Genomic DNA, 26000 nt, shown 5'->3' on the forward strand with positions numbered 1-26000 from the left:
GATGCTCGGGGAGCCACGATGCCGATCACCACGACCACCGGCCGGCAGGCCGTCACCACGCTCGGACGCCAGGAGCGCGACGTTCTCTACGCGGTCGGCTGCGGTCTGAGGGACGACGAGATCGCCGCCGCCCTCGCCCTCTCCGAGGAGGCCGTGGCCGGCCACCTCGCGAGGATCCTCGCCGTGCTCGGGTTGCGCGACCGGGCCGCCGCCATCGTCCACGCCTTCGACTGCGGCCTGGTTTCCCCCGGCCGTGGCCCCCGCAGACGGCCCGCCGGCCCGCTGCCACGGGCCGCCGCCCGCACCACCCCCGGACCGCGCCTGCGCATCTCGGTGCTCGGCCCGCTGCGGGCGTGGCACGACGGACGGCCCTTGGACCTGGGGCACCTGCGCCAGCAAGCCGTACTGGCGGCGCTGGCCGTGTGCGCGGGCCGGTCGGTCAGCCGGCAGGAGCTCACCGACGGGGTGTGGGGGGAGGAGCCGCCGAACACGAACGTGGTGCCGGTGTACATCTACCGGCTGCGCAAGATCCTGGATACGGGAGGCGGCCCGGACTCGGTGATCGAGCGGGACCGTAGCGGCTACCGGCTGCTCCCCGGCGCGGTCGTCGTGGACCTGACCCGGATGGAGGCGCTGATCGCCGCGGCCGGCGCGGCCGAGCGGGCGGGCGATCTGGCCGAGGCGGTCCGTGCTTGTTCCCAGGCGCTGGAGCAGTTCCGCGGCGAGCCACTGGCCGGCCAGCCGGGGCCGTTCGCCGAGCTGGAGCGGCTGCGGCTCACCGAGCGCAGGACCCTCCTCGTCCAGCGGAAGCTCGACTGGCAGCTGCGGCTGGGCCGGCACGCCGAGGCGATCGCCGAACTGTCCGCCCTGACCGTGGCGCAGCCCCTGAACGAACCCGTCGCCGCGATGCTGATGCGCGCGCTGTACCTCAGCGGCCGGCAAGCCGACGCGCTGACCGTGTACGACCGCGCCCGCCGTCGTCTGGCCGACGAGCTGGGGGTCTCCCCGGGCCGGTTGCTGCAGCAGGTGCACCGGACGATCCTGCAGGGGGACGACCTCCGCCCCGGCCTCACCGGAACCACGCGGTGAGCGACCCGGCGCGGCGTACGTCCAGCGAGGAGCTGTTGCTGGCGAGGATCTCGGCGGCGGCAGGCCGCGAGCGGCTCGGCAGGCGGCGTGCCACCTACGCGGCGGCCGCGCACACGGCACGCAGGGCGCGCGGGAAGGCCCTGACGGCCCCGGGAGTCCGCGGACTGCTGGCCCTCGTCCGCCCCGGCGGGTTCACCAGGGCGGCGGGTCCGCGCGACGCTGCGCGAGTGGATCTGTACGAGAACGGAATGACGATTGCCGTCAAGCGCCGGATCCACGTCGTCCGCTACGACACGACCTCCGTGTCGCGAACGGAACCCATGCGTCCGGGCGGTGGGGGCCGCGGGGGCGCGGCCTCGACGCTCACCGACGTCGACGGGGAGCGGGTCGTGCTGCGCTGCGAGCCGGAGCACGGTGAGGCACCGGAATGGTGGCCGGAGGTCGAGCAGGAAGTCATCCGCGCCCAGCTGCCCCGGGCCTTGACCGCGCTCGCCGGGGGCGAGCGCCTGGCCTTCGGCGCCGTCTGGCTCACCCGGGAGGAGATCGGGTGGGGGGAAGTACGCGCGGGGTGGCCACGGGTGCGGCGGTTGCGGAGCGGGCCACGTTCCGTCGGACTCGACATCGACGGAACGTGGCACGACCTGGGACCCGGGGGCCCCGGCATCGTCAACCTCCCCGTCCTCCGCGCACTGGTCGAGCGCCTCGGCCGGGGGCCCGGCGAGCGGTTTCACCACGAAGCCGAGGGCAGCACGTAACCCGGCGAGCGGTCGGCCCCTGGCTCAATGGAAGGCTTCGGCTCAGCCGTTGACCAGCGTGCGGTCGAGGAGGGGGAGCAGGCGGTCCCAGTGGAGCTTCAGCGCGGCGGGGTCGAAGGCGTCGGTGTCGGACATGGTGAAGCCGTGGACGGTGCCGGGGTAGATCTCGGAGGTGTAGTCGAGACCCGCGGCGTCCAGGGCCCGGTTGAGCTCGCCGAGGGACTCGGGCGTCAGGTCGGATTCGGCGTGGCCGAGGTGGACTTGGGCGGTGATCGCGGAGAGCAAGCGGTGCAGGCCGTCGGGCCCGTCGGCGCTCACGGGGCCGTGGAATCCGGCGACGGCGGCCACCTGGCCGGGGTGGGCCGAGGCAGTGTGCATGGCCAGGAGGCCGCCTATGCAGTAGCCGGTCACCCCGACCGGCCCGGCACTGACCTCGGGCTGAGCGGTGAGGAACCTGAGGTAGGCGTCGGCGTCGCGCACGATCCGTTCGGTGGTGTGCGCCCGGATCAGGGGCATCACCTGGGCGATCATCGCGGGCCGGGCTTCTTCTCCGATGTGCTCGGGAAGTTCGAACAGCGGTGCCGGGCCGTGCCGGTAGAAGAAGTTGGGGACGAGCACGTAGTACCCGTGCCCGGCCAGTTCGCGGGCCATCTCCCGCACCACGGGCCGGATGCCGAAGGCGTCCGCGTACATCAGCACCCCTGGGTGCCGCCCGCCGCTGTCGGGAAAGGCGGCGAAGGCATCCGCCCGGCCGTCCGCGGTGGGTATCTGCAGCATCTTGGTGAGAATGGTGGGTCTTCCTTCCTCGGAGTTCGCCGAACAACGCTTGTGGCACCAACGTTTCGGCATGAACGACCGTACATCGTGAGCCGTCCACCGCAGCGACATGGTCGGCGTGCTCAACGAACTGGCCCGAGCGAAAGCTCGTCGAGCGGCTACCGGATCCCGCCGACCGGCGCCGCACCATCATCACGATCTCCGCCCGCGGCGGCCGTCGCCTGCCCCGCCTCGACAAGGCCCTGGACGACCTCCGTGCGGAACTGCTCGCGCCGCTGAGCCCGGCCGAACGCGACCAGCTCGTGCAGCTGCTCACCCGCTCGCCGGACCACCACGCCCGGACCTCCTGAAGGGAGCCCGTCAGCGGTGGGGCACGGTCCGGGTTAGGCGCGCGGAGATGCGCCGGGCGGCGAAAGCCGTACCGGCCACGAACCGCAGCATCGGCCCGAACATCGGCGCCGCCAGTGAACCGGTGAAGTACAGCCCGTCGACCGAGGACTCGAACGCCGCGGACAGCGACGGCGACCGGGAGCCGGTGACGCAGGCCACCGCCTCGCGGAGCCGCGGGGAAAGGAAGGGGAGGGCGTCGAGGTCGATGCGGTAGCCGGTGGCGGCCAGCACATGGTCGACGGCCATCTCCGCCCGGCCGTCGACCGTCCGGTCGTCGCTTGCCCCTGACACGCGCAAGAGGGCTTCGCCGCCGTGGAGTCGCGCGTGCTCGATGCGCCGCCGGGTGCGGATGGGGACGATGCCCTCGACGCGCTCGCGCAGCCACCATCCGCCCGACGGGCCCAGCGCCCGGCGGAAGACCAGCATCCGAGCCGGTGCGGGCAGGCAGCGCACCGCGTGCGGCGCGCGGCACAGCCCGGCGAGGGCCCACCCCGTACCCAGCGGAGAAGCCGGCCGCACGAGGCGCTCGGCGAGCGACCGGTCGAGGACCGGGACGGCTCCCCACCGCACTTGGGCGGCGCGCACCAGGACCTGGACCTGCGCGCCTGCCTCGTGCAGCAGGGCCGCGCTCTCCAGCGCCGACTGCCCGCCGCCGACAACCGCCACTCGCTGCCCCGCGTACCGTGACAGGTCGGTGTGGTGGCTGGTGTGCGAGAGCGCGGCTTCGGGCCCCGCTCCGTGCGGCGCCAGAGTCAGCAGGCTGCCCGGGATGTAGGCCAGGGGAGCGAGGCCGGTGGCGACGACCACCGCCGCAGCGGCTACCCGCTCACCGTCCTCCAGTTGCACGCTGAAGGCGGCACCGGCGCGTTCGACGAACACCACCCGCGTCGGTTCGACCTCACCGACGAACTGCTCGGCGAACCACATCCCGTACCCGACGAACACCTCGCAGGGGATCGGCGTCAGCTCCGTCAGCTCCGGTTCACCCTGCTCCTGGCAGAAGTCGGCCAGCCGCCCGCCCGGCACCGGAGCCGACAGATCCGTGGCGGCGGGAGTGGACTTCAAGAACATGCCGGTGGCCATCGCATGCCGCCAGCTGCCCATGACCTCCCCGAAAACCCGCACCCGGGCTCCTGCGGCCCGCAGATGTGCGGCCACCGACAGCCCGTACGGGCCCGCCCCGATCACCACCACCAGGTCACCCGGCCCGCCGGACACGCGTTCAGCGTGCCGCCCCGGAAGCGACTGCGTCACGTCATTCCCCCCGTTCGCCGGCGCGCCCTCCCCAGGACGCGCCACACCATCCGGAACGGCGCCCAGTCGGCAGCCCGCAGGCGCCGGGAACCCCCGGACCAGTTTGCCGTGCCTGCCCCTGCCTGCAGGTGATTTCGGCGAAACCGGCCCGATCTGTACCGCTACCGTCCCCGGCGCCCCGCGCCTGGACGGCCTGGACTTCGTACCGCTGTGCGTGGGCCGGAGAGCAGCATGACCGGCAATTGGCGCGGCGCGCCTGGCATCTGGTGCGCCACCGGGGCCGGGTGGCCCTCCCCGGTCGCCGGCTCTCCCGGCTCTCCACCGACCCCGACCCCGCCACCGGCTCGGCCGGCATCCGGGCCCGCTGCCGACGAGGCCGGTGCCCCGGCAAAGGCCATGTCACCGATCGGTCATGGACATGTCTTGAAATGGTATGAGGGTCCTTTTTCAAGATCATCCGCTGATAGGTTCCCGTTTCGCCGGGACCAAGATCATCAGGGCTCGGCTCGACCATCTTGAGGAGAACAAGTGAATTCCGTAATTCGGGGGAAGAGCGCGGGCAAGCGTGCCGCTGCGGTGGCGGGCCTGCTGGTCGCCGCCACGCTGGGCGGCGCGGCTCTGGCGGCGCCGGCGTACGCCGACGACGTCTACGGCCACTGCACGGGCGAGGGCGTCCGCATCCGCGCCGCCGCCAGCACGTCCAGCTCGGTCGTCGGTCTCTGCTACAGCGACCACCGCCTGGCACACCGTGATGTCTCGGGCGACGGCCAGTGGGACAAGGTCTACGACGCGACCACCGGCGTCTCCGGCTGGATCTCGCACGGCTACTGGAGCTGGTAAACAGCGGCAGGGGGCCGCGGGGCACTGCCCCGCGGCCCCCGGGGCTCTTCATGCCAAGTCAGGCGGCGCCCCGGTCATGCCACTCGTCAGCTCATGATGAGCAAGCGCGTGTGCGGCACCAGCTTCCGGTTCACACTGGTGCTCTGCACGAAGATCGTGAAGTCGTCGTTGTGGTCCGGCTTGACGCGGACTTCCGTGTCCGGCAGGCCGAGCAGGGCCCGGGCCTCCGGGCCCGTGTACACGCGGTCGGTCTTCTTCTCCAGCACCGCTATCTGCTTGCGCGCCTGGACCTTCTCCGACTTGCTCAGCTGGTAGAACGCACAGCCGGTGCGGTAGGTGTGCCCGGATTCGACGACCCAGTCCCGGATCGCCGCTTCGCGGTCCACGGGGATCAGCTGGTATTCCGACGGATCCACCGGGGTGAGACCGGCTGCCTTGATGGTCTCCTGGTTGACCGCCTCCGCACCCGTGGAGAACACCGCCCGCGTTCCCCGGATGCCCTGGGCGCGGCCCACCATGAACTTCTCGGTGGCCTGCTGGATGACGTGCCCGGCCTCTTCCAGCCCCTGCGTGCTGGTGGCGTCCCAGACGGCGATGTTGTCCTTCGGGAAACCGCACTGCATGGCCTCGCGCTTGCCCATCTGATCCGGAACCAGAACGGCCAGCGTCCAGTTGTCCTGCTGCGTCTCGATCATCTCGGCCACGGCCCGGACCAGCGCACGCGGATCCCTGGCAGGGGCGTCCGGGCAGTGGTGACTGGCGTTCTCCTGACCGTCGGTCAGCACGAATGTCAGGAAGCTGTGGTCCCCGTACAGCTGAGCCGTCTGCGCCAGCTCCCGCTGCGACTTCAGCGTGGCCGCCAGCAGAGCCGTCATTCCCCCCACCCGGTACAACTGCTTCAGGGACGGCATCCGCAGCACGTCCTTGTCGTAGATGACACACTCCACCTGGTCGGCGAAGACGTACACCGTCACGCGGGTCTCCTGGTCCAGCTCCTCCGACCGGCGGGCCAGGTAGGCGATCTGCTGGTCGGCGACTTCGACGACCTTCCGGCTCAGGTGCGACATGGACGAACTGGCATCCAGCACAAGGGCAACGTGGTTGATGTAGTTCTGGTTTCCGGACATGGCTGCTCCCCGTTCTCCGACTCGATGCTTCGATCGTCCCACCCACCACTGACAATCGATCTTGAGCTTCAGGAGCGCCGCCCGGATCCGGGTGAGCGCCCGGCGGAGACGCCGAACGAGGCTACGGGTCATGATGACGTCGGCAGGCCGGCCGGGCACCGTCGTCGGCGGTGGCACGTAGTGCCCGTGCGACGGCACCGGGAGCCGGGTGCGGCATCACACCGCAACATTCGGGTCAGGCTGCCGTCGGACACACGTTTTAAATTCCCCGGGCGGCGTTGCCATGCGCGGTGGAAATCCGAGCGGAAGCCCGCCCTCACCGCAATGACCCGGTGGCCGGGAAAGGCAGCGATCGTGCCGGTGGCCGAACCGCGCCCTGGCCCGTGCAGCGGCGGATTGCGAAGGATGGGCGGTCCGTCCACGCAACGCCGGGAGGCGGGCGGTGGCCTTGCTCCCCGGCCGTCGGAAGGGAGGGCGTACCCATGGACGCACAGCACAGCGAAGCCGCAGCCACGGTGGCGCGTCCTCATGAACTCCGGCGGTTTCCACGGCCGCCGTCCCGGCCGGGACGGCCTTCGAGCACTACGCGCTGCCGGACGTGAAGAAGACGGCGCACCTCGCTGCACCGCACCGAACCGACCACCGACAGGAGACGAGGATGGCTTCCACGCCCCGGCACGTCAGCGGCCGCACGCCGGCCGAAGTGATCGCGCTGCTCTCCCGCACCACCGACCCCGAGCGCCGCCTCTCCGTCGAGCAGCAATTGTTCCCCGACCTCCTCAACCTCGGCACGGCCGAGAACGTCCTGCTCTTCCAGCAGCTGAACGACAAAGCCTTCAGCAAGCTCCGGGGCCTGACCGAGGAGGACCTCCGGTACCCCGTGCCCCCCTACGGTACGGAGAAGATGCGCCACGACATCGCCGTGCTGCTCCGCCCGCGGTTCGGCACCGAGCTCGGCCCCGACGACATCTTCGGCACCTCGGGCGTTTCGGCGGCGCTGGAGTGCCTGGCCTTCGCGCTGAAGAGGACCGGCGACCTCGGCACCGGCGACCGGGTGCTGCTTCCGGCCCCCTTCTGGCAGGGCTTCAAGTGGTGCTTCGAGCAGAGGCCCGGGCTGGAGTGCGTCCCCGCCTCCCTCGGCACCGACTTCCGGCTGACCCTCGACGTCCTCCAACGGACCTACCACAGGCAAGCGGTGCGGCCAAAGCGACGAGATGTACGCGCACTCCCAGCTCACGACCGCGCGGCCGCCCTTCGTCAGTGCCTTCGAACTGGACGCCTACCGCAACCTTCCCGGCGCCAGGGACCGGGTGCACGTCGTCTGGGGGTTCGCCAAGGACTTCGGGCTCTCCGGCTTCAAGGCCGGCGTCGCCCTCACCCGCAACGCCGCGGTCAAGGACGTGCTCACCGGCCTGAACGCACTCGACGGCGGCGGCGAACCGTACTCCTGGTTCAGCCCCCTCGACTCCCTCAAGCATTACGTCATCGGCAGCCTGCTCGAAACCCAGGACTCGGGCCGGAGCTTCGCCGCCGAGCTCATGGACGAGTACCGGACGGTCCTCACCGACGCCTTCGAATCGGCCCGGACCGCCCTCGACGAGGCGAAGAACATCCCCTACGTCTTCCACGAGGGGCAGAACAGCGCCCAGTTCTTCTGGCTCGACCTGAGGGAATACCTGCGGCCGGCCGCCACGGAAATCCCCTACGAGCGGGGCCCGCATTTCCCGCACCACGAGCATCCGCACCACGCGAGCGGCAACGGAATCGGCAACGGAAGCGGCACTGTCTCCGGCTCCGGTAATGGCTCCGGCAACACCGAGGAGGGCAGGTCCGGTGCGCCCCGCCTGCCGGTGCTTTTCCCCGAGATCGGCACGCCGGAGAGCGATCTGTTCCAGTACATCAAGAACGAGGCCCGCGTTCAGCTGCTCCCGGGCCAGACGCTCTCCACCCATGAGCAGGGCTACTTCCGCCTGTGCTTCACCGCCTTCCACAAGGACACGATCCGCGAGGCGATCCAGCGCATCTCCCAGGCACTGGCCCACCGTTCCCACTGAGCCCGTCCGGCAAAGGCGGCAGCGGGACCGACCGGCTGGTAGGCCCCTGCCGCCTCTGCCCGGCCGAACGCCGGGAGCCCCCGGATGCCGGGTGCGCACGAATGCCGGAACCGTCGAGCCCGCGCCGTCAGCTCACCCCTTCAAGGTGTAGAAGTGGATCGGCGAGTTCGGCCGGAAGCCGATGCGCGGGTACACGGGGGCGCCGGCGGCCGTCGCGTGCAACGTGGCGCGGGTCAGACCGGTCGCCCGGGCGCCCTCGTACAGCGCCTTGCGCGTGACCGCCTCGCCGTAGCCCCTGCGCTGCCACTCCGGGTCCGTTGCGACGAGCACGACGAAGAGACGTCCCTCTGCTGCGACCGTAGCGGCGCACGCGACCGGAACGTCGCCACGCATGCCCAGGTAGGCATGTACCTCGTTCTTCCAGAGCGCCGACCCGGCGAGTCCGTCGCGACCGTCCTCCAAAGGAAATCCGTACGCACGCGAATTGAGGTCCGCGTAGGCCTGCAATTGCTCGTCGGACGTCACGCGCACGAATGTCAGGTCCGGGTGGACCGGATCGGGAATGGGGAGCAGGTCTCCGGCCATGCCCGTTCCGGGAAAGGCGTACTGAAGGCCGGCCCGCTCGGCCGCTGTCTCCAAGGCGGTGCGCGCCCCGTCGTCGAGAAGGTCTTCGAAGAGCCACAGGAATCCCGGGTGCTTCTTCGCGCGCATGATGTCCGCGGCCTCGCCCAGGCGTCGGCCGAGGAGCTCCGCATCCGCGCCTATGTCGGTCAAAGTGATGCAGTTCCAGAAGGCGAACCGGCAGTCGGCCCAGCGAACCGCGATGCCCGGCAAGTCACGCACATCCGCACGTGAATCGCGGTCGAGCGCCATGGCACGCCAAACCGTGGCGAGCTGCTCCATGGATTCGACGGACTCCGCGAGATCAGTCACCGTGGCCTCACACATCATTGCGTTTGAAGGGGTGTTGGTCAGGTCATACACGACCCTCGACGTACCCGAGTCCGTGCGGGCCTACTCGCGGCCGCCGGATACCGGCGCCGGAACACCCGGCCGTAGGGGTGCAGGCCCTGGCGCATTCCCGCCCGTGAACGATCGGTGTCGTTGACCGGCGGACCATCCGCCGGTTGGCTCTGCCTGGCCGATCGAGCGGCAGCAGGCGCACGTCGGCCTGACCGTACACGTCGGCCCGACCACAGGGGAGGACTGATCATCGTGAGACGGACGGACGGCGGTACCGGACGGCGGTGGCAGGTATGCGGGGGCGGCGTACTCGCGGCCGCCCTGCTGCTGGCGGGTGCGGCGCTACCGGCGCAGGCAGCTCCGACGCGGGGCGACATCGTCCAAGTGGACCTCGGGCTCAACGGCGCCCAGCCCGACAACTGGTCGGAAGCACTCGGGGTGAGTGCCAATGGCCGGTACGGTCTCTTCACCTCTCTGGCGGCCAATCTGGTGCCGGGCGACACCAACCGCCTGTACGACATCTTCGTCCGGGACCTGCACACAGGGCGCACCGAGCGCGTCAGCGTGGCCGATGACGGTTCGCAACTGGACGGCTCCACCAGTGCGGCGGCCATCAGCGGTGACGGCCGGTACGTGGCGTTCGGCTCCGACGCACCCGGTGTGGTGCCGGGGCAGCGGGCGGACGGTGACCGGAAGGTCTTCGTCCGGGACCGCGGGACCGGCCGCACGGAGCTGATCACGACCGGCACCCGGAACGCCGATAGCCCCGCCATCAGCGGAAACGGCCGGTACGTGACGTACACCGCGGACCGACACGACATCTACGTCACGGACCGCTGGAAGGGAACCACCCGCCTGGTCACGGCCGGTACGGACGGCTCCCGGGCCGACGGCGATTCCGCCGATCCGGTGATCAGCGAGGACGGTTCCGTCATCGGATTTCGTTCCAAGGCCACCAACTTGCTTCCCCGCGACCAGGACCGGGCCCCTGCGGCACAACCGCGCGAGGCGCACACCGCGCTGGCGAAGGAGGTGGTTGCCCCGGCACCCGTCGCACCTGCCCCCGCCGGATCCAAGCCCCCGCCGCCCCGCCGGACCTCCCGTTCTACGCGTACGACGCGCGCACCGGGCGCATCCACGGCGCCGGCATCGACTCCGCGGGCGTGCTGCGAGACGCGCTCCCGGACTCGACCCTGAGCCCTGACGGGCGGTACGCCCTGTTCAGGGTTTTCGAGGCGAACGGGAATGGTGCGGGCGGCTCGCACACCGAGCTCTACGTCCGTGACCTACGGCAGGGGACGTCGACGAAGGCCGGCTCCCCGCTGCCCGGCACTCGGGCCATCCACGAGACGTACCGCGGCAGCATGACGGCCGACAACCGCTGGGTGATCTTCGGTTCCGACGCCGATGCCGACGGCCTCGTGCCCGGTGACACCGTTCAGCCTGCGGACATCTTCCGACGCGACTTGCGGACCGGCCGGGTCGAGCGGATCAGCATGGCGGGAGCCGGTACGGAGAACCTCTGGTTCCCCAACACCCTCTCCATAGACGGCCGTGGCACCACCGCCCTCTTCGGGGCAGGAGGCAAGGTCTTCACCCGCCGGCTCCCGGCCGCCGCCTGACGAAGGTGCCGCCGAGAACCCGATGTTCCAAGGAACTGCCGGTTCACACGCTCGTGAGGAGATCGTTGAGCGGTGCGGGTACCTGTCCGGGGGCAAGGGCGTCGACGAGGAGGCGGCCGTAGCGGATCTTGCGGCCTTTCTTCGTGCCGAGGAAGCGCCGCAACTGCTGGTGCCGGGGCCGCCCGTGCTGTGCGGGCTGGTGCAGGAAGGTGTGCCAGGCGCGGAAGTCGCCTTCGGCCCGGACGACCTCCTCGGCTCGCGCTGTGCCCAGCGCGCGGATGAGCTCGTCCTCCAGGTCCGACACGCAGACGAAGAAGCCCCCGTGCGGCGCCCGTGCCCGCTTCAGGCCGCGGTCGTAGAAACGCTGCTCTCCTTCGTCGCACAGTCCCGCCAGGCGCAGGCCGAGACCGGGCGGCCCGAGGAGACCGGCGTAGCGGCCGATGCTCATCGCCCCGCCCATCGGCACGACGCACACTCCCTCGGCGGCAAGGTTCCGGCCGCGCCGTGCGGCCAGCGCTTCGACGGCGGCGAGGTCGCTCGGCCCTTCCAGCAGCACCGCCGTCCGGACCCCCAGTCGCGCGGCCAGATCACTCGCCGGCCCGCCGGGGCCGCCGTTCGCCCAGCCCTTCACCGCGTCTCGGAATGCCTGCATGTCCGCCATGGAGCGAGTCTGCACCTCCGCCGGCTGCAGGGCATGCCATATTCGACCACCCAGCCACTTGACTCGCACCTGAACGGGCTCGGCACCGGCGCTACCTGGGCCGCTCGCCCGCGGGCCGCCGCGCCCAGGCCCGGCACACCCCAAGCCGATCGCACCCCAGGCCCGGGGCACAGCTGGCTAGGTCCGTAGTAGTCACTTCTTCTGCGGGGGCGACTGCAGCTCGGCGTGCTTGACGGTGTAGCCGCCCTTGACGACGGGTGCGTAGGGGGCTGGGGCCATGCAGGTGCCGACGGGGGAGTCCTCGCCCTTGTCGGTGAGGTTCACGCCGTCCCAGGAGAACCCGACGCGGTCGGGCTCGCCCTTGCCCCCGTCGTAGACGCTGAGGCCGATGCGCTTGCCGACCATGTCCGCCGGCATGCCCGGGCTCACCTCGGTGACGATCGCTGTCACGGTCGCGGTGTGCGGGCTGGTGACGAGGCAGTCGACCTTGGCTTCGGAGGTGTAGGTGACGTTCCGGTCGGCCGAGTAGTGCGAGACCTTGATCGTGCCCTTGGCGTCGGCGGGCAGACCGGCGGATGCGCCCGGCAGCGGGCGGGTGTACGGGGCGCCGTGCGCGTCGAAGGTGAACGAGCGGACGTCCTTGTCCTTGTAGAAGGGGAGCTCGAACGTCGCGCTCCCGGTCACGCTCGCCGTAGCGCTAGCGACGGCGGACGTGCGCGCCTCCTGGTGATCGGTGTAGGCGGACGCGGTGGCGGCACCGGTCAGGGTGACGGTCACGGCGAGCGCGGCGAGCATGGCGGCGGTCCTGCGACGGGAGGAGATCACTGTGGCTCCTGGGGAGTTGTTCCTTGTCCGACGTGATCCATCCTGGCTGCCGCACAGCCCTTGATCATCGCCCGCGAGGACCGATCCGCCTCCGCCGCACGGGCGAACCGACCTCCCCCCCCAGGAACGACGCGCTCGAGGCAGCGACCCTCTCACGGGTCTTCGGGGGCTCCACGCCCCCGGTCACCGCTCCCAAAGGCGTCATCGGCCACTCCCTCGGTGCAGCCGGGGCCATCGAGGCCGCCTACACCGTCCTCGCACTCCGCCACCAGACAGTGCCCCCGGTGGCGAACTTCCGCAACCAGGACCCGGACCACGAGATCGACATCGTCGCCGGAGACCCGCGCCCCATCAGCGCGGACACCGCCCTGAGCTTCTCCTCCGGCTTCGGCGGACAGAACGCCGTCCTGCTGCTCGCGGCTCCATGAGCATCGGTTCGCCCATCGGGTCGAAGACCGGCAGGCAGACGAGAATCGAGGCCTCCATCTCGTTGTGCGAAGCGGTATTTCGTGCCCTCTTCTGCATGCCCTTACGGTCGGATTCATGGAGTGGAACTTTTCGACGGCCGAAGAACTTGCGGCTGCCTTGCGCGCGGGCAAAGTGACTTCGGCGGAACTGACCGACGAGGCGATCGCCCGTATTGAACGGGACGACGATGCGATCAACGCGATCTGTGTGCCGGACTTCGACCGTGCACGGGCCGCCGCGCGCGATGCCGACCAGGCGCGCGCCCGCGGTGAGGACCGGCCGCTGCTGGGCATTCCGGTGACGGTCAAGGAGTCGTACGACATTGCGGGGCTGCCCACGACCTGGGGTATGCCGCCGCACCGGAACTACGTGCCGGCCGAGGACGCGGTGCAGGTGTCGCGGCTCAAGGCCGCAGGCGCGGTGGTACTGGGCAAGACCAATGTGCCCTTGGGGCTGCAAGATATCCAGAGCTTCAACGAGATCTACGGCACCACCAACAACCCGTGGGACCACCGTCGTACGTCGGGCGGATCCTCCGGCGGATCAGCGGCGGCCCTGGCATCCGGATTCGGCGCGCTGTCCATCGGCTCCGACATCGCCGGTTCGTTGCGCACCCCCGCGCATTTCTGCGGCATTTACGCGCACAAGCCGACACTCGGGCTGGCGGCGAGCCGCGGCATGGTCCCGCCGCCCGGGCCGGCCCTGCCGGTCGAGCTCGACCTCGCCGTCGTCGGGCCGATGGCGCGCACCGCTCGCGACCTCATGCTCCTGCTGGACGTCATGGCCGGACCGGACCCGCTGACGTTCGGTATGGCGTACCACCTGGAGCTGCCGCCCGCGCGCCACGAACGCCTCCGCGACTTCCGGGTCCTGGTCCTCGACGAGCATCCGCTCCTTCCGACCGGGTCCGCCGTGCGGGCGGGCGTGAACCGGGTGGCCGACGCGCTGGCCGACGGCGGCGCTCGCGTCGAGCGGCACAGTCCGCTGCTGCCCGATCTGGCCGAAGCGGCGACGCTCTACATGCAGTTGCTGATTTCGGGCTCCGTCGCGCGTTTTCCCATCGAATCGTACGAGCAGCTGCGGATCCGCGCCGCCGGGCTGAGCGCGGACGACCGGAGTCTTGACGCCGAGCGGCTGCGCGCCATGGTGTTCAGCCACCGCGACTGGATGGTGGCGAACAACCGCCGCGAGGCCCATCGTCACGGCTGGCGCCAGTTCTTCGCCGAATTCGACGCTGTGGTGTGTCCCATTACGCCGACGCCCGCGTTCCCGCACGACCACAACCCCAATCCGATGGAACGGCGCATCGACATCGACGGCGCCCAGTACCCGTACTTCGACCAGCTGGTCTGGGCCGGCCTGGCCACCATGCCCGGCCTGCCCGCAACCGCCATACCCACGGGCCGTTCGCCCGAGGGTCTGCCAGTGGGAGTACAGCTCATCGGCCCGATGTTCGAGGACCGCACCCCGCTGCGGCTGGCCGAATTGCTCGAGCAGGAGATCGGCGGCTTCCAGGCCCCGGAGTAGGGCATGTTGTTAGGCGTTGTAAGGCGCGTCCGAGAGCTCACGTGACGCGTGCGGATCAGCCGCCCTGACCGGCGCTTCCGATCGGGCCGACCTTCACCGGGGAACCGGAGCCGTCCGTGACCGGCAGCGTGGCGGCGCCCGGCCAGGTGAGGCTGACCGACTTCGTCTCGTTCGGCGGAGTCACCACCAGCCCCGTGATGCGGACGCCGGAGCCACCCGACTTGTTGAACGGGTAGTTGATGCCGAAGAACGTCGACTGCCCGTTCTTCAGGATGGTCGAGGGGGCCTGCTCACCAGTGCGCTTCGCGGACAAGGACCCCGCGTTCGTCTTGAGGTCGACGCCCGCGTATCCGGAGATCGCACAGCTGTGACCACTGTGGTTCTTCAGCTCCACGACGACGGTTCCGTCGGGGTCGCCGTCGATGGTGTGGTCCTTCGCCGTGATCTGCAGCTCGTCGGTGCGGCACTTGGCGGTCTTGCCGTTCTCCTGGGAGCCGGTTCCGGCGTTCGTGGCCTGCCCGCCGGAGCTCTTCCCGGCCGATCCCTTGCCGGCAGGGGCCTTCCCGGCGGAGTCCTTTCCGCCACCCTGATCCGAACTGCCCGCGTCCGAGCCGCCGGAACCCTGCCCACCGCCCGTGGCGGACGCGGAGGCCGGGGACGACGGAGCGCTTTGCGCCTTGCCGTCATCGTCGCTCTGGCAGGCCGTGAGCGTAAGACCCGCGGCGACGGCCAGGGCGGCGAAGGTCAGCTTTTGAACGCGCATCGTTTGTGCCTCACTATCGGTCGGGGGTGTCGGCCACTCGGTACGAGTCGGTACGAGTCGGCATGAGTCGGTACGAGCGAGCGTCTCTGATCACCAGGATGCACCCGGCCGGGCGAATCGTTCCGCCCGACTACCCCTTAATACATTCCTGTTACACGCACAGCCGGGTCGCGCCGCAGGAGGCCGGCGGGGACAGCCCCGTAACCCGGCGGCACTTGACCCCGACCGGGGCATGCCCTCCTCGCCCGTCCCGCTGCCGTCCGGAGCAGAGGGGCACGCCTTAGTTCAGCCCGGCGATGAACTCGCCGAGCAGACGGTTCGATGAGCCGGACTCAAAGGGGCAGGACGGCGCAGTCGATTCCGTTGTGCAGCAGGAAGTCTCCGACGGTGAGTCCGGTGACTCCCGCTCCTACGATCACCACGGCGGTGCGCTCGTGCGCTTCGGTGCCTCGGGTGCTGACCGGGGTACTTCGGCCGGTTGTGTTGTCATGCCTCCGTCCGAGCTCCGCCAGCGTCGAAGGAGCCGCGGGTTCGGCGTGGAAGAGGTCCGTAACCGCTCGGAGGCGGTCATCGGCCGGCTCCGGAAGGTAGAGAGCTTCCTCGGAAACGTCGACGAACTCGTCGACGGCCACCTGTCGGAGCCGGTCCTGCGCGTCCGGCCGCAGCTCGAGACCGTTGGTGAGGAGCGGCAGCGCTTCCCGCAACAGCGGTGAGACAGCGAAGACCACGGGCCCGGTCCGGCAACGAAGCGCTCAGCGCGCGGGACACCTCCACCCCCTGCACCTCCGTCTGCCCGTACACGCGGTGGTAGCGCTCGAAACCCGTGGTGACGAGAACGCCCGCCGAGGGATACAGCAGCTGCCCGTCCGCATGAGGGTGAGGCGCCACACCGTCCCCATGAGCGAACGGCCCGCGCTTGTCCTCGACCACCGCGACGAGGAGGGCTTCCGGCGGATGTCAGGCACGCTTTCGAGCCTACCGATCCGCGTAGTCCACCCCTTGCCGCGCGGCCCGGAGGCGACGGGTGATGACTGGTGATCCGAGGCGGAGTTCGTGGGTACACAGGGAAATGGGCGAAGGAAAGGACGAGTCCCTGTGAATCCGCGCAAGCCGAGGAATCGTCTGCGCGCCGTGCTCGCGGCGGCCGGACTGATCGCGCTCGTGCCCGCGGTGGCCGCCTGCGGCACCAAGGCCGCGTCAACGGAACCCCGGGCGTCGGGCAGTGGTCCCGTGGACCGGGCCCACGCGGACGTGTTGTTCGTCGGTGCCCATCCGGATGACGAGTTCCGGTCCCTGGCCACCTTGGGGCGGTGGAAGGAGCAGAACGGGCTCAGCAGCGCGGTCGTCACCATCACCCGGGGCGAGGGCGGCGGTAACGCCGCCGGTCCGCAGGAGGGCGCTGCCCTCGGCATGATCCGTGAGACGGAGGAGCGCAAGGCCGTCGGCATCCTCGGGATCCGCGACGTCTACTACCTCGACAAACCGGACTTCTGGTACACGCTCAGCGCACCGTTGGCCGCCAAGGTCTGGAACAAGGCGCCGCAGAAGGAGACGGACACCCTCGAACGGCTGGTCCGGCTGATCCGGGCCACCACCCCGAAGACCGTGGTCACCATGGACCCGCGGCCCTTCAACCAGCACGGCGCCCACCAGCAGGCCGGGCGCCTCGCGGCCGAGGCTTTCGCCCTGGCCGGGGACCCGGACGCGTTCCCCGGACAGATCAAGAACGAGAAGTACAAGCCCTGGAAGCCCGGCCGGCTCCTCACACAGAGCTGGGGCTTCAAGGCCGACCCGGGGCCGCAGTGCGACGGCAAGCGGATCGACGACGAGAAGACCAAACTGCCCGTCCTCGGCGTATGGCCGGGTGGAAAGTCCGCCGGCGGGAAGACGTGGGCCCAGCTGGAACGGGACGCGGCTCGCACGTACGTCACGCAGGGCTTCGGCTCGCTGCCGGAGAACGTCACCACGAAGCCGGACAAGCTGCCCTGCGAGTGGTTCACGGTGATGGCAGAAGGCGGGAAGCAGCTGAAAGCCGAGGAGCGGGCGCAGTCGGGCCTGCGTCCGCAATACGCCGAATTCCGCGACTGGGCGCGGCGGATGAAGATGCCATGGCTGGCGAACGAGGCCCAGCCCGCCTATCCGGACCGCCCCTCCGCCACGGCCCCCGAGGTGGCCAAGGCACCGGTCGTCGACGGCAAGGCGGGCCCCGGCGAGTACCCGGGGGAGGCGCTGAGGCTCACGCACTGGGAGGGCACGCCCTGTTCGTCCGCGAAGGACTGCGCGGCCGATGCCCGCTTCGCCCGCAACGGTGACGACCTGTACGTCCTGGTGCGCGTCACGGACGACAAGAAGGGCGCCGCACTCGACCGCCAGACCGACTGCAAGCGCCACTGGCGCACGGACTCCGTCGAGGTCGACCTCGACCCGCAGGGCCGCTCCGACGACACCTCCACCACCTTCAAGGCCGCCGTCCTGCCCTACACGGCGAACGGCGGCGGCCCCTGCGCCGAGCGCGACGGCGACAACCGCCAGGGCCCGGCGGCCGCGACCGCACCCGGCATGGTCGTGGCGTCCACGGTGACCGAGCCGTACACGGGCTACACCGTCGAGGCCAAGATCCCGCTCGCCGGCCTGCCCGCACCCGTCGACCCGGACCGCCTCACCGCCAATGTCCTCCTCTACGACTCCGACACCCAGGACAAGACGGGCCACTCCCGGCTCGCATGGTCGGCGTACGGCAGCGCCCAGGCCGACCCGTACGTCTGGGGCACGCTGCGCCTCCCCGCGTACGTTCCGCCGCCCGGGCCCCCGACGCAACCGGCCGACATCCCCCTGGAAGCGGCGCAGAGCAAGGACTCCAAGGCATCCGTCGACCAGTCCCGCCGCACGGGCGTGCCCATGGCCGGCGGGCCGCGGCAGTAGGACGCCGGTAGCGCCTACGGCGGCGTCGGCACGGGCCGTTCTGGGCGCGGCTTGCCGGGAGGTGGGCCTGGATGGCTCGGGTGCTGCTCTGCTGCGATTGGGTTCGAATGCCGTGTTCCGGCTGGCGAGGGTACCGGTCGTGGTTGAGGACCGCCTCCCACGGCTTGCACCGGAACAGGCGCTGCGGTCGGTGCAGGTCGCGCGATGATTCGCGGCGGAGGGCTTTCCGGCGACGCGGGTGTGGGCCGGCGTGTCGCAGCCCGACGGGAACCGGTCAGGCCAGTCTGGAAGAAGGGTTCTTGACCCTGGTCTTGGCCGGGCCTCGACCGTTCCCGTCACCGCCCATGAGGACTTGGTGCGCCGGAACGTGATGCCGTGGAGGTCGAGCAGGCACTGTAACGCCTCGCGGCCGATGCGGATCACGCGGTCGTGCACTTTGCGCAGGTAGGCGGCGAGCTTGCGGATCGACCAGGGGGTGAAGGGCTGGCCTGGCTTGGTTGGACGGGTGATGGCCGTCCGGCCGACGAAGTCCTCGTCGTCAGGACTGAGCAGGCGGGGACGGCCTTGCTCCGGCGCACGATCTGCTGCAGCTTCTTCCCCCTTCTGGCCGGTCAGTTGTGACTCCGGCTGATAGATGGCCAGGGCGTTTATGGAAACCCAGGTCAGAGGGCCGTCACGATTGGTAGTCGGCCAGTCCGTCGACCGATAGTCGGCCAGTCCGTCGGCCGATAGTTGGCCAGTGCCGGTCTTGGTCTGTTTCGCCAAACACCGCGCTCATTAGTAGGCATCGCGGCGATCTGGGCAATTGGAGAGGCGGTGAGAGACTCACCGCCCGCGCGCCGCCGCAGCAGGGTGTGGAGCATGTCGTCGGTGATGACCGAGGACGGTCAAAAGGCTTGCCCCTGAGTCGCCCGTGTGTCCCGGTCTTCGCCCGCGGTGATGGATCCTGCCGAAACGGACCGTCCCGTCCGCCGGCACCACCGCCAGGTCCTCGGTCGGGAAGACCCCGAGCATCCGCACCCAGCCCCACAGCACCGCGAAGTCGAGCCGGTTGGCCGGCGACCGCTTCGAGCGGGCCGCCTCCAGTCCCGGTGCGTCCAGGCGGAAGAACTGCTCCAGCTCGCCGGGCGTCGGCTCGGCGGCGAACCGTCCGTAGCGGGAGACCTGATCGTCCCCCTGAAATACGGGAGGGGCCCGGTGCTCACTAGGCGTTTCGCCCCAGTTTGAATCGCAACAGTGGCCCCTGGAGTCCCTCTCATTACTCCAGCGATGCGGTAGGCCCGATGTGTGGGGAGCTCCTGGTCCCACCTGCTTCCCGGTCAGGCATCGGGTATGGCGTTCAAGGTGCGTTGGGCTGTGGTCCGGAGGTGGTGGATGACGTCGGGGTCGGCGTCGAGGGTGTAGTCGGCGTCGAGGCCGGCGAGGGTCTGTGCGATGCGGGGGAGGTGGTCGTCGGAGGCGTCGACGCGGCAGGTGTGCTCGTCGACCGGCGTCAGGCGGGTGGCCAGGCCGGGTGTGCGGGCGCGGATGCGGTCGGCGGGGGCGTGGACGGTGGCGATGGCGCGGTGGCGGGTGGGGGCGGTCGCAAGGCGGGTGGCGACGTAGGCGGCGGGGTTGTCGCCGGGGACCGGGCGGGGCGGGACGCGGCGGCCGGTGGGGGTGGCGCCGGTGATGCGGTCGAGGCGGAACAGGCGCCAGTCGTTCTTGTCGGTGTCGTGGGCGAGGAGGTACCAGAGGTTGCCGGAGGCGACCAGGTGGCAGGGCTCGGCACGGCGGCGGGCGGCGGTGCCGTGCCGGGTGGTGTAGTCGAAGGCGATGAGCTCGTGGTCCCGGCAGGTGATGGCGAGGACTGCGAGGAGTGCGGGGTCGGCCTGCGGTCCCCGCGCTTCCCAGGTGATGCCGGCGAGCGAGTTCTGCAGGGCGGTGACCTGGCCGCGCAGGCGGCGGGGGAGGACCTGTTCGAGCTTGGCCAGGGCCTGCAGGGCGCTGTCCTCCATGCCGGACAGTCCGCTGCCGGCGGTGGTGCGCAGGGCGACGGCGATGGCGACGGCCTCGTCGTCGTCGAGGAGCAGGGGCGGCAGGTCGGCGCCGGGGGCGAGACGGTAGCCGCCGGCGTGGCCGCGGGCGCTGTCGACGGGGTAGCCCAGCTCGCGCAGCCGGTCGACGTCGCGGCGGACGGTGCGGACGGTCACGTCCAGGCGCTCGGCCAGGTCGGCGCCGGACCATTCCCGCCGGGTCTGCAGCAGGGACAGCAGCCGCAGCATGCGGGCGGTCATGTCGCTCGTCATGATTTCCATGATGCCGGTGCCAAAGGACACATGCTGTCCTCAAAGCCTCTTAGCGTGGGTTGGGTCCGCACGGAACAAACCAGGAGGTTTTGCCATGAAGATCACCGTTCTCGGAACCGGCGGCGGTGCCCGCGCCCACATCGCCAGGCTCGCCGGACTCGGTCACGAGGTGCACGTCGGCACCCGCGACCCGCAGGCCACGCTGGCCCGCACGGAGCCCGACATGATGGGCACCGTGCCGTTCAAGGAGTTCCTGGCCGAGCACCCGGGCATCGAGCTGCACACGTTCGGTGACGCCGCGGCCGCCTCGGACGGCCTGGTGATCAACGGCATCGACGGGCACAACGCCGTCGCCGCCCTGTCCGCCATCGCCGATGAGCTGGCGGGCAAGACGCTGATCGACTACGCCGTGTCCTACATCTACAACCCGGACGTCGAGCACCCCTGGCCGACCCCGTGGGGGATCATGCCGAAGCTGGAGCCGGTGGACACCGACAGCCTCGGCGAGCAGATCCAGCGCGCCCTGCCCGGCGTGAAGGTCGTCAAGGCGTTCGTCACCCAGGAACAGTCCACGGTCGTCAACCCCAAGACCATCGGAGGCGGCGACCACACCATGTTCATCGCCGGCGACCACGCCGACGCCAAGCAGCAGACCACCGAGCTGCTGAAGTCCTACGGCTGGAGTGACATCCTCGACCTCGGCCCGCTCGTGTGCGCCCGTGGCATGGAGATGTACGCGCACATGCACTCCGCCATCGGCTTCGGTCTGGGCCAGCAATTCGGCGGCCACTTCGGCATCAAGGTCGTGCGCTGAAGACCCGCCCCCCACCAGCCCCCAGGGTGCCGGGCGGCGGGCCCCCGTCCGGCACCAGCACATGACCTCCGTGAAGGACAGCGCCATGACCAGCACCAGCAGCCCCCGCCCTCCGGCAGGGAAGATCATCTGCCACGCGATGTGGGCCCCTGACGGCCGCGCCCTCGCCGGCTTCTACGCCACCGCCCTCGGCACCACCGTCACCGAGACCTACCCCGACGAACACGGCGACGACACCGCCTTCGGCTTCTACGCCGACGGGACGATGTACCTCTTCTACACCTCCGCCTCCTTCACCCCACCCAACTGGCCCCAGGACGACCTGCCCTTCCACATGGACCTCGCCTTCGACGATGCCGCAACGGCGGAGGAGCAGTTGCTGGCGATGGGCGCGACCAAGCCCGCGCATCAGCTGGGCGGCGAGCACTGGACGGTCCTGCTCGACCCCTCCGGCCAGCCCCTCTGCATCCACACCAGCCACTGACCGCACGGCCTTGGCCGCACGGTCTCGCCAGCACCTTCCGCCCGCAGGTTCGCCGCCGGCCGCTCCCGCAGGCGATACCCGACAGGGCACCGCTGCGGACGGCCGCACTGGCCCCAGCGGAGGCAGCGAATCGATACAGCTACCCCACAGGAAAGGACTCGCGCATGCGGGGCCGGTCCCGCGGGCAGCAACGCTGTCAACATCCTGGGCATCGCACAGGTCGGCTGCCGGCAGGACTAGCCGCTTGGCACCCGCCGGCCGACATCGCTGTGTCTGTGGCAGCCGAAGCGGCCAAGGCGTCCAGACCGAAGAGCGGAGGCCGGTCAGAGCCGCTGGAGCCTTCCCAGGCCGGTGAAGCACCCAAGGAATACGTGACTTCCGATTACGCGAGGTCGCCAGTTTCACACCCCTACCGCGAGCGCGGTAGAAAGCTGCCATATCTCCCGTGACGGGCCGTCGGCGCCTAGTGCCGTGTCAGGCAACGTTTGCCTCGTCTGCCAGACTGCCGGGATGATCGTCAGAGTCGCGCGAGAGCAGGACTTCCCTGGACTTCTCGGCTTGGCAGCCCAGGTCGAGCACTGGTTCGGCCCGATGGTTGAGGATCCCGGCTTCCAGAGCGCCGTGGAAAAGCACATTCGCCGGTCCACGGCGCTCGTCGCCGTGTCCTCGGGATCAGATGTCCTCGGCGGCCTGCTCTTCGGCGCCAAGCCCCCCATCTACCGTGCCCACTGGCTCGTCGTCTCGGAAAGGGAACGCGGGAAGGGCATCGGCCGGGCGCTGATGGCTGACGCAAAGCGCAGGTTCGTGCTGGGCCCGGGCAGCATTGAGGTGGCCACCTTCGGAGCCGACCACCCCGGCGCCGTTGCCAGTGGTGCACGCGTCTTCTACGAGCGCCTCGGTTTCACGCCGGCTGAGGCCGCCGATCCGGGCCCGGAAGGCGGCTCACGGCAGATCTATCGTCTGGACGTTGCCTGACTCAGGCGACGTTGGTCCTGGCGACTACCTCGCGGAGGCGTTCGTCGGCGGCGTGCTTGTTCCGCCGGATGATGTAGCGGCGGATCATGCTGCCCTGCTCCTTGTGGCTGGCGTGGTCGGTGCCGTCGAGGGCGAAGTAGCGCAGGGCGGTGAACTGCGCCTCGATGCGGTTCAGCCAGGAGCTGTTGGCCGGGGTGTAGGCGAGCTCGACATTGCTGGCTGCGGCCCGGTCGCCGACCCGGGTGTCCCTGTTGGTGGTCAGGTGCGGGGAGAAGTTGTCGAGCACGATCGTGATGCGGATCTGCGGCGGGTAGAGGCTGCGCAGGTAGCGGCAGAACTCCAGGAACCTGATTCGGTTCTTCTTCGGCTTGATGTGGCCGTAGAGCTTGTCCTTGCCCAGGTCGTAGGCGGCGAACAGGTGCCTGACCCCGTGCGGGCGGGTGTAGGCCGCCCGCCTGCGGGGCCTCGGATCCCGGTCGGGGTCCTTGTGCCGTCCGCCGCGCTCGGCTCACTGCTGCCCGGGATGGGGCTGGAGGTTGAGCGGGCCGAACTCGTCCAGGCACAGGACGACTTCGGGCTCGCCGTCCTCGGCTATGACCTCGCCGTCGGCGATCGCATATAGGTGCTCGACACGGGCCTTCTTGGCGGCATAGTCCGGGTCGAGGGAGGTCTTCCAGGTCTTTACACGTGGAAAGGACACGCCCTCCTCGCGGAGCAGGGCCCGAAGGCTCTCGTGGCTGATGTCGTCGACCACCCCCTCGGCGACCAGGAAATCGGCCAGCTTGGCCAGACTCCAGGTCGAGAACGGCAGACCGTGCTCGGCCGGCTTCGACTTGGCGATCTTCTTGATCTCGCGGCGTTCCGGGAGGGTGAACGTTCTGGGCCGGCCGCCCTTGTATTTCGGGTAGAGCGCCTCAAAGCCGTCGGCGTTGAAGTTGTGGATCACGTCCCGGACCCGGTCCGCGCTGGTGAACGTCACCTCGGCGATCTTCGCCACCGGCATGCCCTGCGCGGACAGCAACACCATCTGGGCCCTCCGCCAGGTCACCACAGACCCGGTGCCTCTACGGATGATCCGCAGCAGGCGCCGCCCCTCGTCGTCATCGATCTCGCGGACGCGTACTCGTTCTGCCACCCGGCCAGCCTGGCGACACCGCGCCGCCCGCACCAACATCCGGACGGCGCGTCACGTCACTACGGGGCAAAGCATCTCTGATCCGGCACTAGTTGCTCCGCCGGCAGACGCGGCTACGCGCTCGCCTCCGTCGAGGGGTAGGACTGTGCCGGACTGGTCGGGTGTGGGGTGGTGGGCTGATCGCCCCAACCGGCTCGGTCGATCAGGTCGTACCAGTCCGGCAGCGTCCCCGGCGGGAGGTGGCGGCGCAGCAGTTGTCCGGGGAAGCTGAGCGGGCCGGCCTTGGCGGGGTTGGCCAGTGCCTGTCCAACGATGACGTCGGTCATCGCGTAGGCGAGGTTCTCACGGGGCAAGGTGTCATGTACGTGGTCGGCGAACCCCTCGGGCAGGGACTCCCTGCCAAGACCCAGGACGTCCACAGAGATGCCCGCGTGAGCCAAGGCGACCTCCGGGCCTTTGCGGGAGGCCAGGCCCTCCGAAGTGTGCAGGGCGATCGCGTCCCAGACCACTGTCACGGCCTGATCCGTCGCACCGTGACCGCGCAGGAATTCGGCGGCCAGGTCGGCACCGTCCACCTCGAACCGCTGGTTCCCGTTGCCCTGCTCGGACAGCCCCAGGTCGTGCAGGACGCAGCCCAGGAACAACAACTCGTCGTCGAAGTCCGCCCCGGCCCGCATACCGCGATGGTCGGCAAGAGCCCGGGCGAAGAGATAGCTGCGCACGCTGTGCCGAAACAGGAACCCCGGCTCCACCTCCTGGACGTAGTGCAGTGCGTGGACGGCCAGTTCCGTCCGGGGCAGGTCGAACTTGTCACAGCCGGCGGGCAGGGCAACATCCATCGCAGACGCTCCTCAGACAGCGGAAAGGGATGCACTGGTGAAACGGGACATCCTTGATCCTGCGGCCTTCCGCACCCTGCGACCAGTGGCCGTAATGACGAACTGCGCTAAGTTCTGGCCATGACACATGTGGTGGCCGTTCTCGCGCTCGACGGCGTCCTCCCCTTCGAACTGTCCACTCCCGGCCAGGTCTTCGGCACCGCCAACCAAGCCGCCGGCACCCTGCACTACGAACTCCGGATCTGTGCTCCTGGCCGCAGCACAACCACCTCCGCGGAGCACGGAGCCTTCCGGATCCACACCCCCTACGACCTCGACGGCCTCGCCGACGCCGACACCATCGTCATCCCCGCCCACGCGTGTTTTCTGACGCCGCCGCCCGGGACGGTCATCGAGGCGCTACAACGAGAGGCGGAGCGCGGGGCGCGCCTGGCCTCGGTGTGCGTGGGCGCCTTCACCCTGGCCGCCACCGGACTGCTGGACGGCCGCCGCGCCACCACCCACTGGCAGTACGCCGACGAACTCGCCCGACGCCACCCGCACATCAACGTCGACCCCGCCGTCCTGTTCGTCGACCATGGCAACCTGATCACCTCAGCGGGGGTGGCCGCCGGACTCGACCTCTGCCTCCACCTGGTGCGCCGCGATCTCGGCGCGGACCTCGCGGCCGCCACCGCCCGCAGGACGGTCATGCCGCTCCAACGCGACGGCGGCCAGGCCCAGTACATCGAACGTCCCCAACCCCCGACCGACGACACCGCCCTCCAGCCCGTTCTGCACTGGATGGAGCGTCACCTTCACCAGCCCCTGGCCCTCGCCGACATCGCCGGCCACACCAAGGTCAGTGTCCGTACCCTCAACCGCCAATTCCGCGCTCAGACCGGCACCACCCCGCTGCAATGGCTCCTACGCGCCCGCATACACCGCGCCCAGGAACTGCTGGAGACCACCGACCTGCCCATCACGCATATCGCCGACCGCACCGGCTTCGGCTCGCCCACCACCTTGCGTCACCACTTCACCCGCCACACCGGAACCTCCCCTTACGCCTACCGAGCCTCCTTCCGGCAGCGCCGCCGCACCGACGCCTCCACCACCGCGAGGAACGCAAAGCCGAGCCCGTCCTTGCCTTCCTCGCACTCGCCGCAGCCCTCTGCCGCTACGAACGCCTGACCTGCCTGGCCACACAGGACACGGTCTTGGATCTGCGGGTCAGTGTGTCCCCGAGGAGTGCTGGGCCCATCTCACTGGCGAACGGTCTTGCCGCTGCGATCACAAGCTGAACGTTTCGCAGAGCGCCAACGTCGAATCGCTGATCACCATGCAGACGATGATGCCGGCGCGCCGGCCTCGACCAGGCGTCTCATGTGGATCCCTGCTGGCCGCTGTCAGCCGACGGCGCCTTCGCATCGGCGATCCTGTTCCTGG

The 26000-nt window shown here is 70.0% G+C and carries 25 protein-coding genes and 4 pseudogenes; 15 read left to right on the plus strand and 14 right to left on the minus strand.

The genetic code is table 11. The features are described from left to right. Positions 1-18 precede the first annotated feature (18 nt). Both ACFZCD_RS03470 and ACFZCD_RS03475 read left to right on the plus strand, forming a co-directional pair. Complete coding sequence (locus ACFZCD_RS03470; protein WP_391827390.1) at positions 19-1089, plus strand: BTAD domain-containing putative transcriptional regulator; 1071 nt, start codon at positions 19-21, stop codon at positions 1087-1089. Next, positions 1086-1844: a hypothetical protein gene (locus ACFZCD_RS03475; protein WP_391827392.1), complete on the plus strand. Its 759-nt coding sequence runs from the start codon at positions 1086-1088 to the stop codon at positions 1842-1844. Before ACFZCD_RS03470 ends, ACFZCD_RS03475 begins: the two co-directional genes overlap by 4 nt. A gap of 42 nt (positions 1845-1886) precedes the next feature. On the opposite strand, the gene ACFZCD_RS03480 is transcribed toward ACFZCD_RS03475, so the two are convergent. From ACFZCD_RS03480 to ACFZCD_RS03490, 3 genes are all read right to left on the minus strand, one after another. Further along, positions 1887-2621 carry a dienelactone hydrolase family protein gene (locus tag ACFZCD_RS03480; protein ID WP_391827393.1) on the minus strand — a complete coding sequence of 245 codons (735 nt, stop codon included), beginning with the start codon at positions 2619-2621 and terminating at the stop codon, positions 1887-1889. A 158-nt stretch (positions 2622-2779) separates the two neighbouring features. Beyond that, the gene (locus ACFZCD_RS03485) at positions 2780-2956 is read right to left on the minus strand and encodes a hypothetical protein (RefSeq protein WP_391827395.1); all 177 of its coding nucleotides are present in this window, start codon (positions 2954-2956) and stop codon (positions 2780-2782) included. Between the two features lie 25 nt (positions 2957-2981). After that, positions 2982-4229: an FAD-dependent oxidoreductase gene (locus tag ACFZCD_RS03490; protein WP_391827397.1), complete on the minus strand. Its 1248-nt coding sequence runs from the start codon at positions 4227-4229 to the stop codon at positions 2982-2984. Between the two features lie 564 nt (positions 4230-4793). Between ACFZCD_RS03490 and ACFZCD_RS03495 the strand changes: the two genes are divergently transcribed. Next, the gene (locus ACFZCD_RS03495; protein ID WP_391827399.1) at positions 4794-5105 is read left to right on the plus strand and encodes an SH3 domain-containing protein; all 312 of its coding nucleotides are present in this window, start codon (positions 4794-4796) and stop codon (positions 5103-5105) included. 86 nt (positions 5106-5191) lie between these two features. On the opposite strand, the gene ACFZCD_RS03500 is transcribed toward ACFZCD_RS03495, so the two are convergent. After that, entirely contained in the window at positions 5192-6232 is a 1041-nt protein-coding gene (locus tag ACFZCD_RS03500; RefSeq protein ID WP_391827401.1) for a vWA domain-containing protein, read from the minus strand. Positions 6233-6890: 658 nt separating this feature from the next. On the opposite strand from ACFZCD_RS03500, the pseudogene ACFZCD_RS03505 reads away from it, so the two are divergent. Continuing rightward, positions 6891-7364: pseudogene (locus ACFZCD_RS03505) on the plus strand (aminotransferase class I/II-fold pyridoxal phosphate-dependent enzyme); the annotation flags it as partial. A gap of 82 nt (positions 7365-7446) precedes the next feature. Then, positions 7447-8286 (plus strand): aminotransferase class I/II-fold pyridoxal phosphate-dependent enzyme, encoded by an 840-nt coding sequence (locus ACFZCD_RS03510; RefSeq protein WP_391827403.1) that lies wholly within the window; start codon positions 7447-7449, stop codon positions 8284-8286. Between the two features lie 132 nt (positions 8287-8418). Here the strand turns inward: ACFZCD_RS03510 and ACFZCD_RS03515 are convergent, their stop codons facing one another. Further along, complete coding sequence (locus tag ACFZCD_RS03515; RefSeq protein ID WP_391827949.1) at positions 8419-9219, minus strand: GNAT family N-acetyltransferase; 801 nt, start codon at positions 9217-9219, stop codon at positions 8419-8421. Positions 9220-9501: 282 nt separating this feature from the next. Here ACFZCD_RS03515 and ACFZCD_RS03520 point away from each other — a divergent pair, with 282 nt between their 5' ends. Then, a complete protein-coding gene (locus ACFZCD_RS03520) occupies positions 9502-10446 on the plus strand; it encodes a TolB family protein (RefSeq protein ID WP_391827404.1) in 945 nt (314 codons plus the stop codon). After that, a complete protein-coding gene (locus tag ACFZCD_RS03525) occupies positions 10413-10871 on the plus strand; it encodes a hypothetical protein (protein ID WP_391827406.1) in 459 nt (152 codons plus the stop codon). Before ACFZCD_RS03520 ends, ACFZCD_RS03525 begins: the two co-directional genes overlap by 34 nt. A 43-nt stretch (positions 10872-10914) precedes the next feature. Here ACFZCD_RS03525 and ACFZCD_RS03530 read toward each other — a convergent pair whose 3' ends face one another. Together ACFZCD_RS03530 and ACFZCD_RS03535 are read right to left on the minus strand one after the other, a co-directional pair. Next, positions 10915-11532 (minus strand): TOPRIM nucleotidyl transferase/hydrolase domain-containing protein, encoded by a 618-nt coding sequence (locus ACFZCD_RS03530; protein ID WP_391827408.1) that lies wholly within the window; start codon positions 11530-11532, stop codon positions 10915-10917. Positions 11533-11724: 192 nt separating this feature from the next. Next, a complete protein-coding gene (locus tag ACFZCD_RS03535; protein WP_391827410.1) occupies positions 11725-12357 on the minus strand; it encodes a hypothetical protein in 633 nt (210 codons plus the stop codon). A 32-nt stretch (positions 12358-12389) separates the two neighbouring features. Here ACFZCD_RS03535 and ACFZCD_RS03540 point away from each other — a divergent pair. The 3 genes and pseudogenes from ACFZCD_RS03540 to ACFZCD_RS03550 form a co-directional block, all read left to right on the plus strand. After that, positions 12390-12641: pseudogene (locus ACFZCD_RS03540) on the plus strand (3-oxoacyl-ACP synthase); the annotation flags it as partial. Then, positions 12642-12785, plus strand: coding sequence for a hypothetical protein (locus tag ACFZCD_RS03545; protein ID WP_391827979.1), 144 nt, complete (start codon positions 12642-12644; stop codon positions 12783-12785). It abuts the pseudogene before it with no gap. Between the two features lie 115 nt (positions 12786-12900). Beyond that, positions 12901-14352: an amidase gene (locus ACFZCD_RS03550; protein WP_391827412.1), complete on the plus strand. Its 1452-nt coding sequence runs from the start codon at positions 12901-12903 to the stop codon at positions 14350-14352. Between the two features lie 55 nt (positions 14353-14407). On the opposite strand, the gene ACFZCD_RS03555 is transcribed toward ACFZCD_RS03550, so the two are convergent. Next, positions 14408-15115, minus strand: coding sequence for a DUF4232 domain-containing protein (locus ACFZCD_RS03555; RefSeq protein WP_391827414.1), 708 nt, complete (start codon positions 15113-15115; stop codon positions 14408-14410). Positions 15116-15447: 332 nt separating this feature from the next. Next, entirely contained in the window at positions 15448-15843 is a 396-nt protein-coding gene (locus ACFZCD_RS03560; RefSeq protein WP_391827416.1) for a hypothetical protein, read from the minus strand. A 367-nt stretch (positions 15844-16210) separates the two neighbouring features. Here ACFZCD_RS03560 and ACFZCD_RS03565 point away from each other — a divergent pair, with 367 nt between their 5' ends. Further along, positions 16211-18037, plus strand: a complete 1827-nt coding sequence (locus ACFZCD_RS03565) for a sugar-binding protein (protein WP_391827418.1) — start codon at positions 16211-16213, stop codon at positions 18035-18037. 348 nt (positions 18038-18385) lie between these two features. Here the strand turns inward: ACFZCD_RS03565 and ACFZCD_RS03570 are convergent. From ACFZCD_RS03570 to ACFZCD_RS03580, 3 genes and pseudogenes are all read right to left on the minus strand, one after another. Continuing rightward, positions 18386-18601 (minus strand): annotated as a pseudogene (locus ACFZCD_RS03570) (IS630 family transposase); the annotation flags it as partial. 261 nt (positions 18602-18862) lie between these two features. Further along, positions 18863-19345, minus strand: a complete 483-nt coding sequence (locus tag ACFZCD_RS03575) for a DUF4158 domain-containing protein (protein ID WP_391827420.1) — start codon at positions 19343-19345, stop codon at positions 18863-18865. 11 nt (positions 19346-19356) lie between these two features. After that, complete coding sequence (locus ACFZCD_RS03580) at positions 19357-20325, minus strand: helix-turn-helix transcriptional regulator (protein ID WP_391827422.1); 969 nt, start codon at positions 20323-20325, stop codon at positions 19357-19359. Between the two features lie 94 nt (positions 20326-20419). Here ACFZCD_RS03580 and ACFZCD_RS03585 point away from each other — a divergent pair, with 94 nt between their 5' ends. The 3 genes from ACFZCD_RS03585 (at position 20420) to ACFZCD_RS03595 (ending at position 22598) form a co-directional block, all read left to right on the plus strand. Continuing rightward, the gene (locus tag ACFZCD_RS03585; protein WP_391827424.1) at positions 20420-21139 is read left to right on the plus strand and encodes an NADPH-dependent F420 reductase; all 720 of its coding nucleotides are present in this window, start codon (positions 20420-20422) and stop codon (positions 21137-21139) included. A gap of 85 nt (positions 21140-21224) precedes the next feature. Continuing rightward, entirely contained in the window at positions 21225-21623 is a 399-nt protein-coding gene (locus ACFZCD_RS03590) for a VOC family protein (protein ID WP_391827426.1), read from the plus strand. Between the two features lie 510 nt (positions 21624-22133). Then, positions 22134-22598: a GNAT family N-acetyltransferase gene (locus tag ACFZCD_RS03595; protein ID WP_391827428.1), complete on the plus strand. Its 465-nt coding sequence runs from the start codon at positions 22134-22136 to the stop codon at positions 22596-22598. Between the two features lies 1 nt (position 22599). Here the strand turns inward: ACFZCD_RS03595 and ACFZCD_RS03600 are convergent. Both ACFZCD_RS03600 and ACFZCD_RS03605 read right to left on the minus strand, forming a co-directional pair. Continuing rightward, positions 22600-23733, minus strand: a pseudogene (locus tag ACFZCD_RS03600) (IS630 family transposase). 113 nt (positions 23734-23846) lie between these two features. Beyond that, entirely contained in the window at positions 23847-24572 is a 726-nt protein-coding gene (locus ACFZCD_RS03605; RefSeq protein WP_391827430.1) for an HD domain-containing protein, read from the minus strand. 120 nt (positions 24573-24692) lie between these two features. Here ACFZCD_RS03605 and ACFZCD_RS03610 point away from each other — a divergent pair, with 120 nt between their 5' ends. After that, on the plus strand, positions 24693-25745 hold the full coding sequence (locus tag ACFZCD_RS03610; protein WP_391827432.1) for a GlxA family transcriptional regulator: 1053 nt from the start codon (positions 24693-24695) through the stop codon (positions 25743-25745). Positions 25746-26000 lie beyond the last annotated feature (255 nt).

The organism is Streptomyces sp. NPDC008001, from assembly GCF_042958085.1.
Classification (GTDB): Bacteria; Actinomycetota; Actinomycetes; order Streptomycetales; family Streptomycetaceae; genus Streptomyces.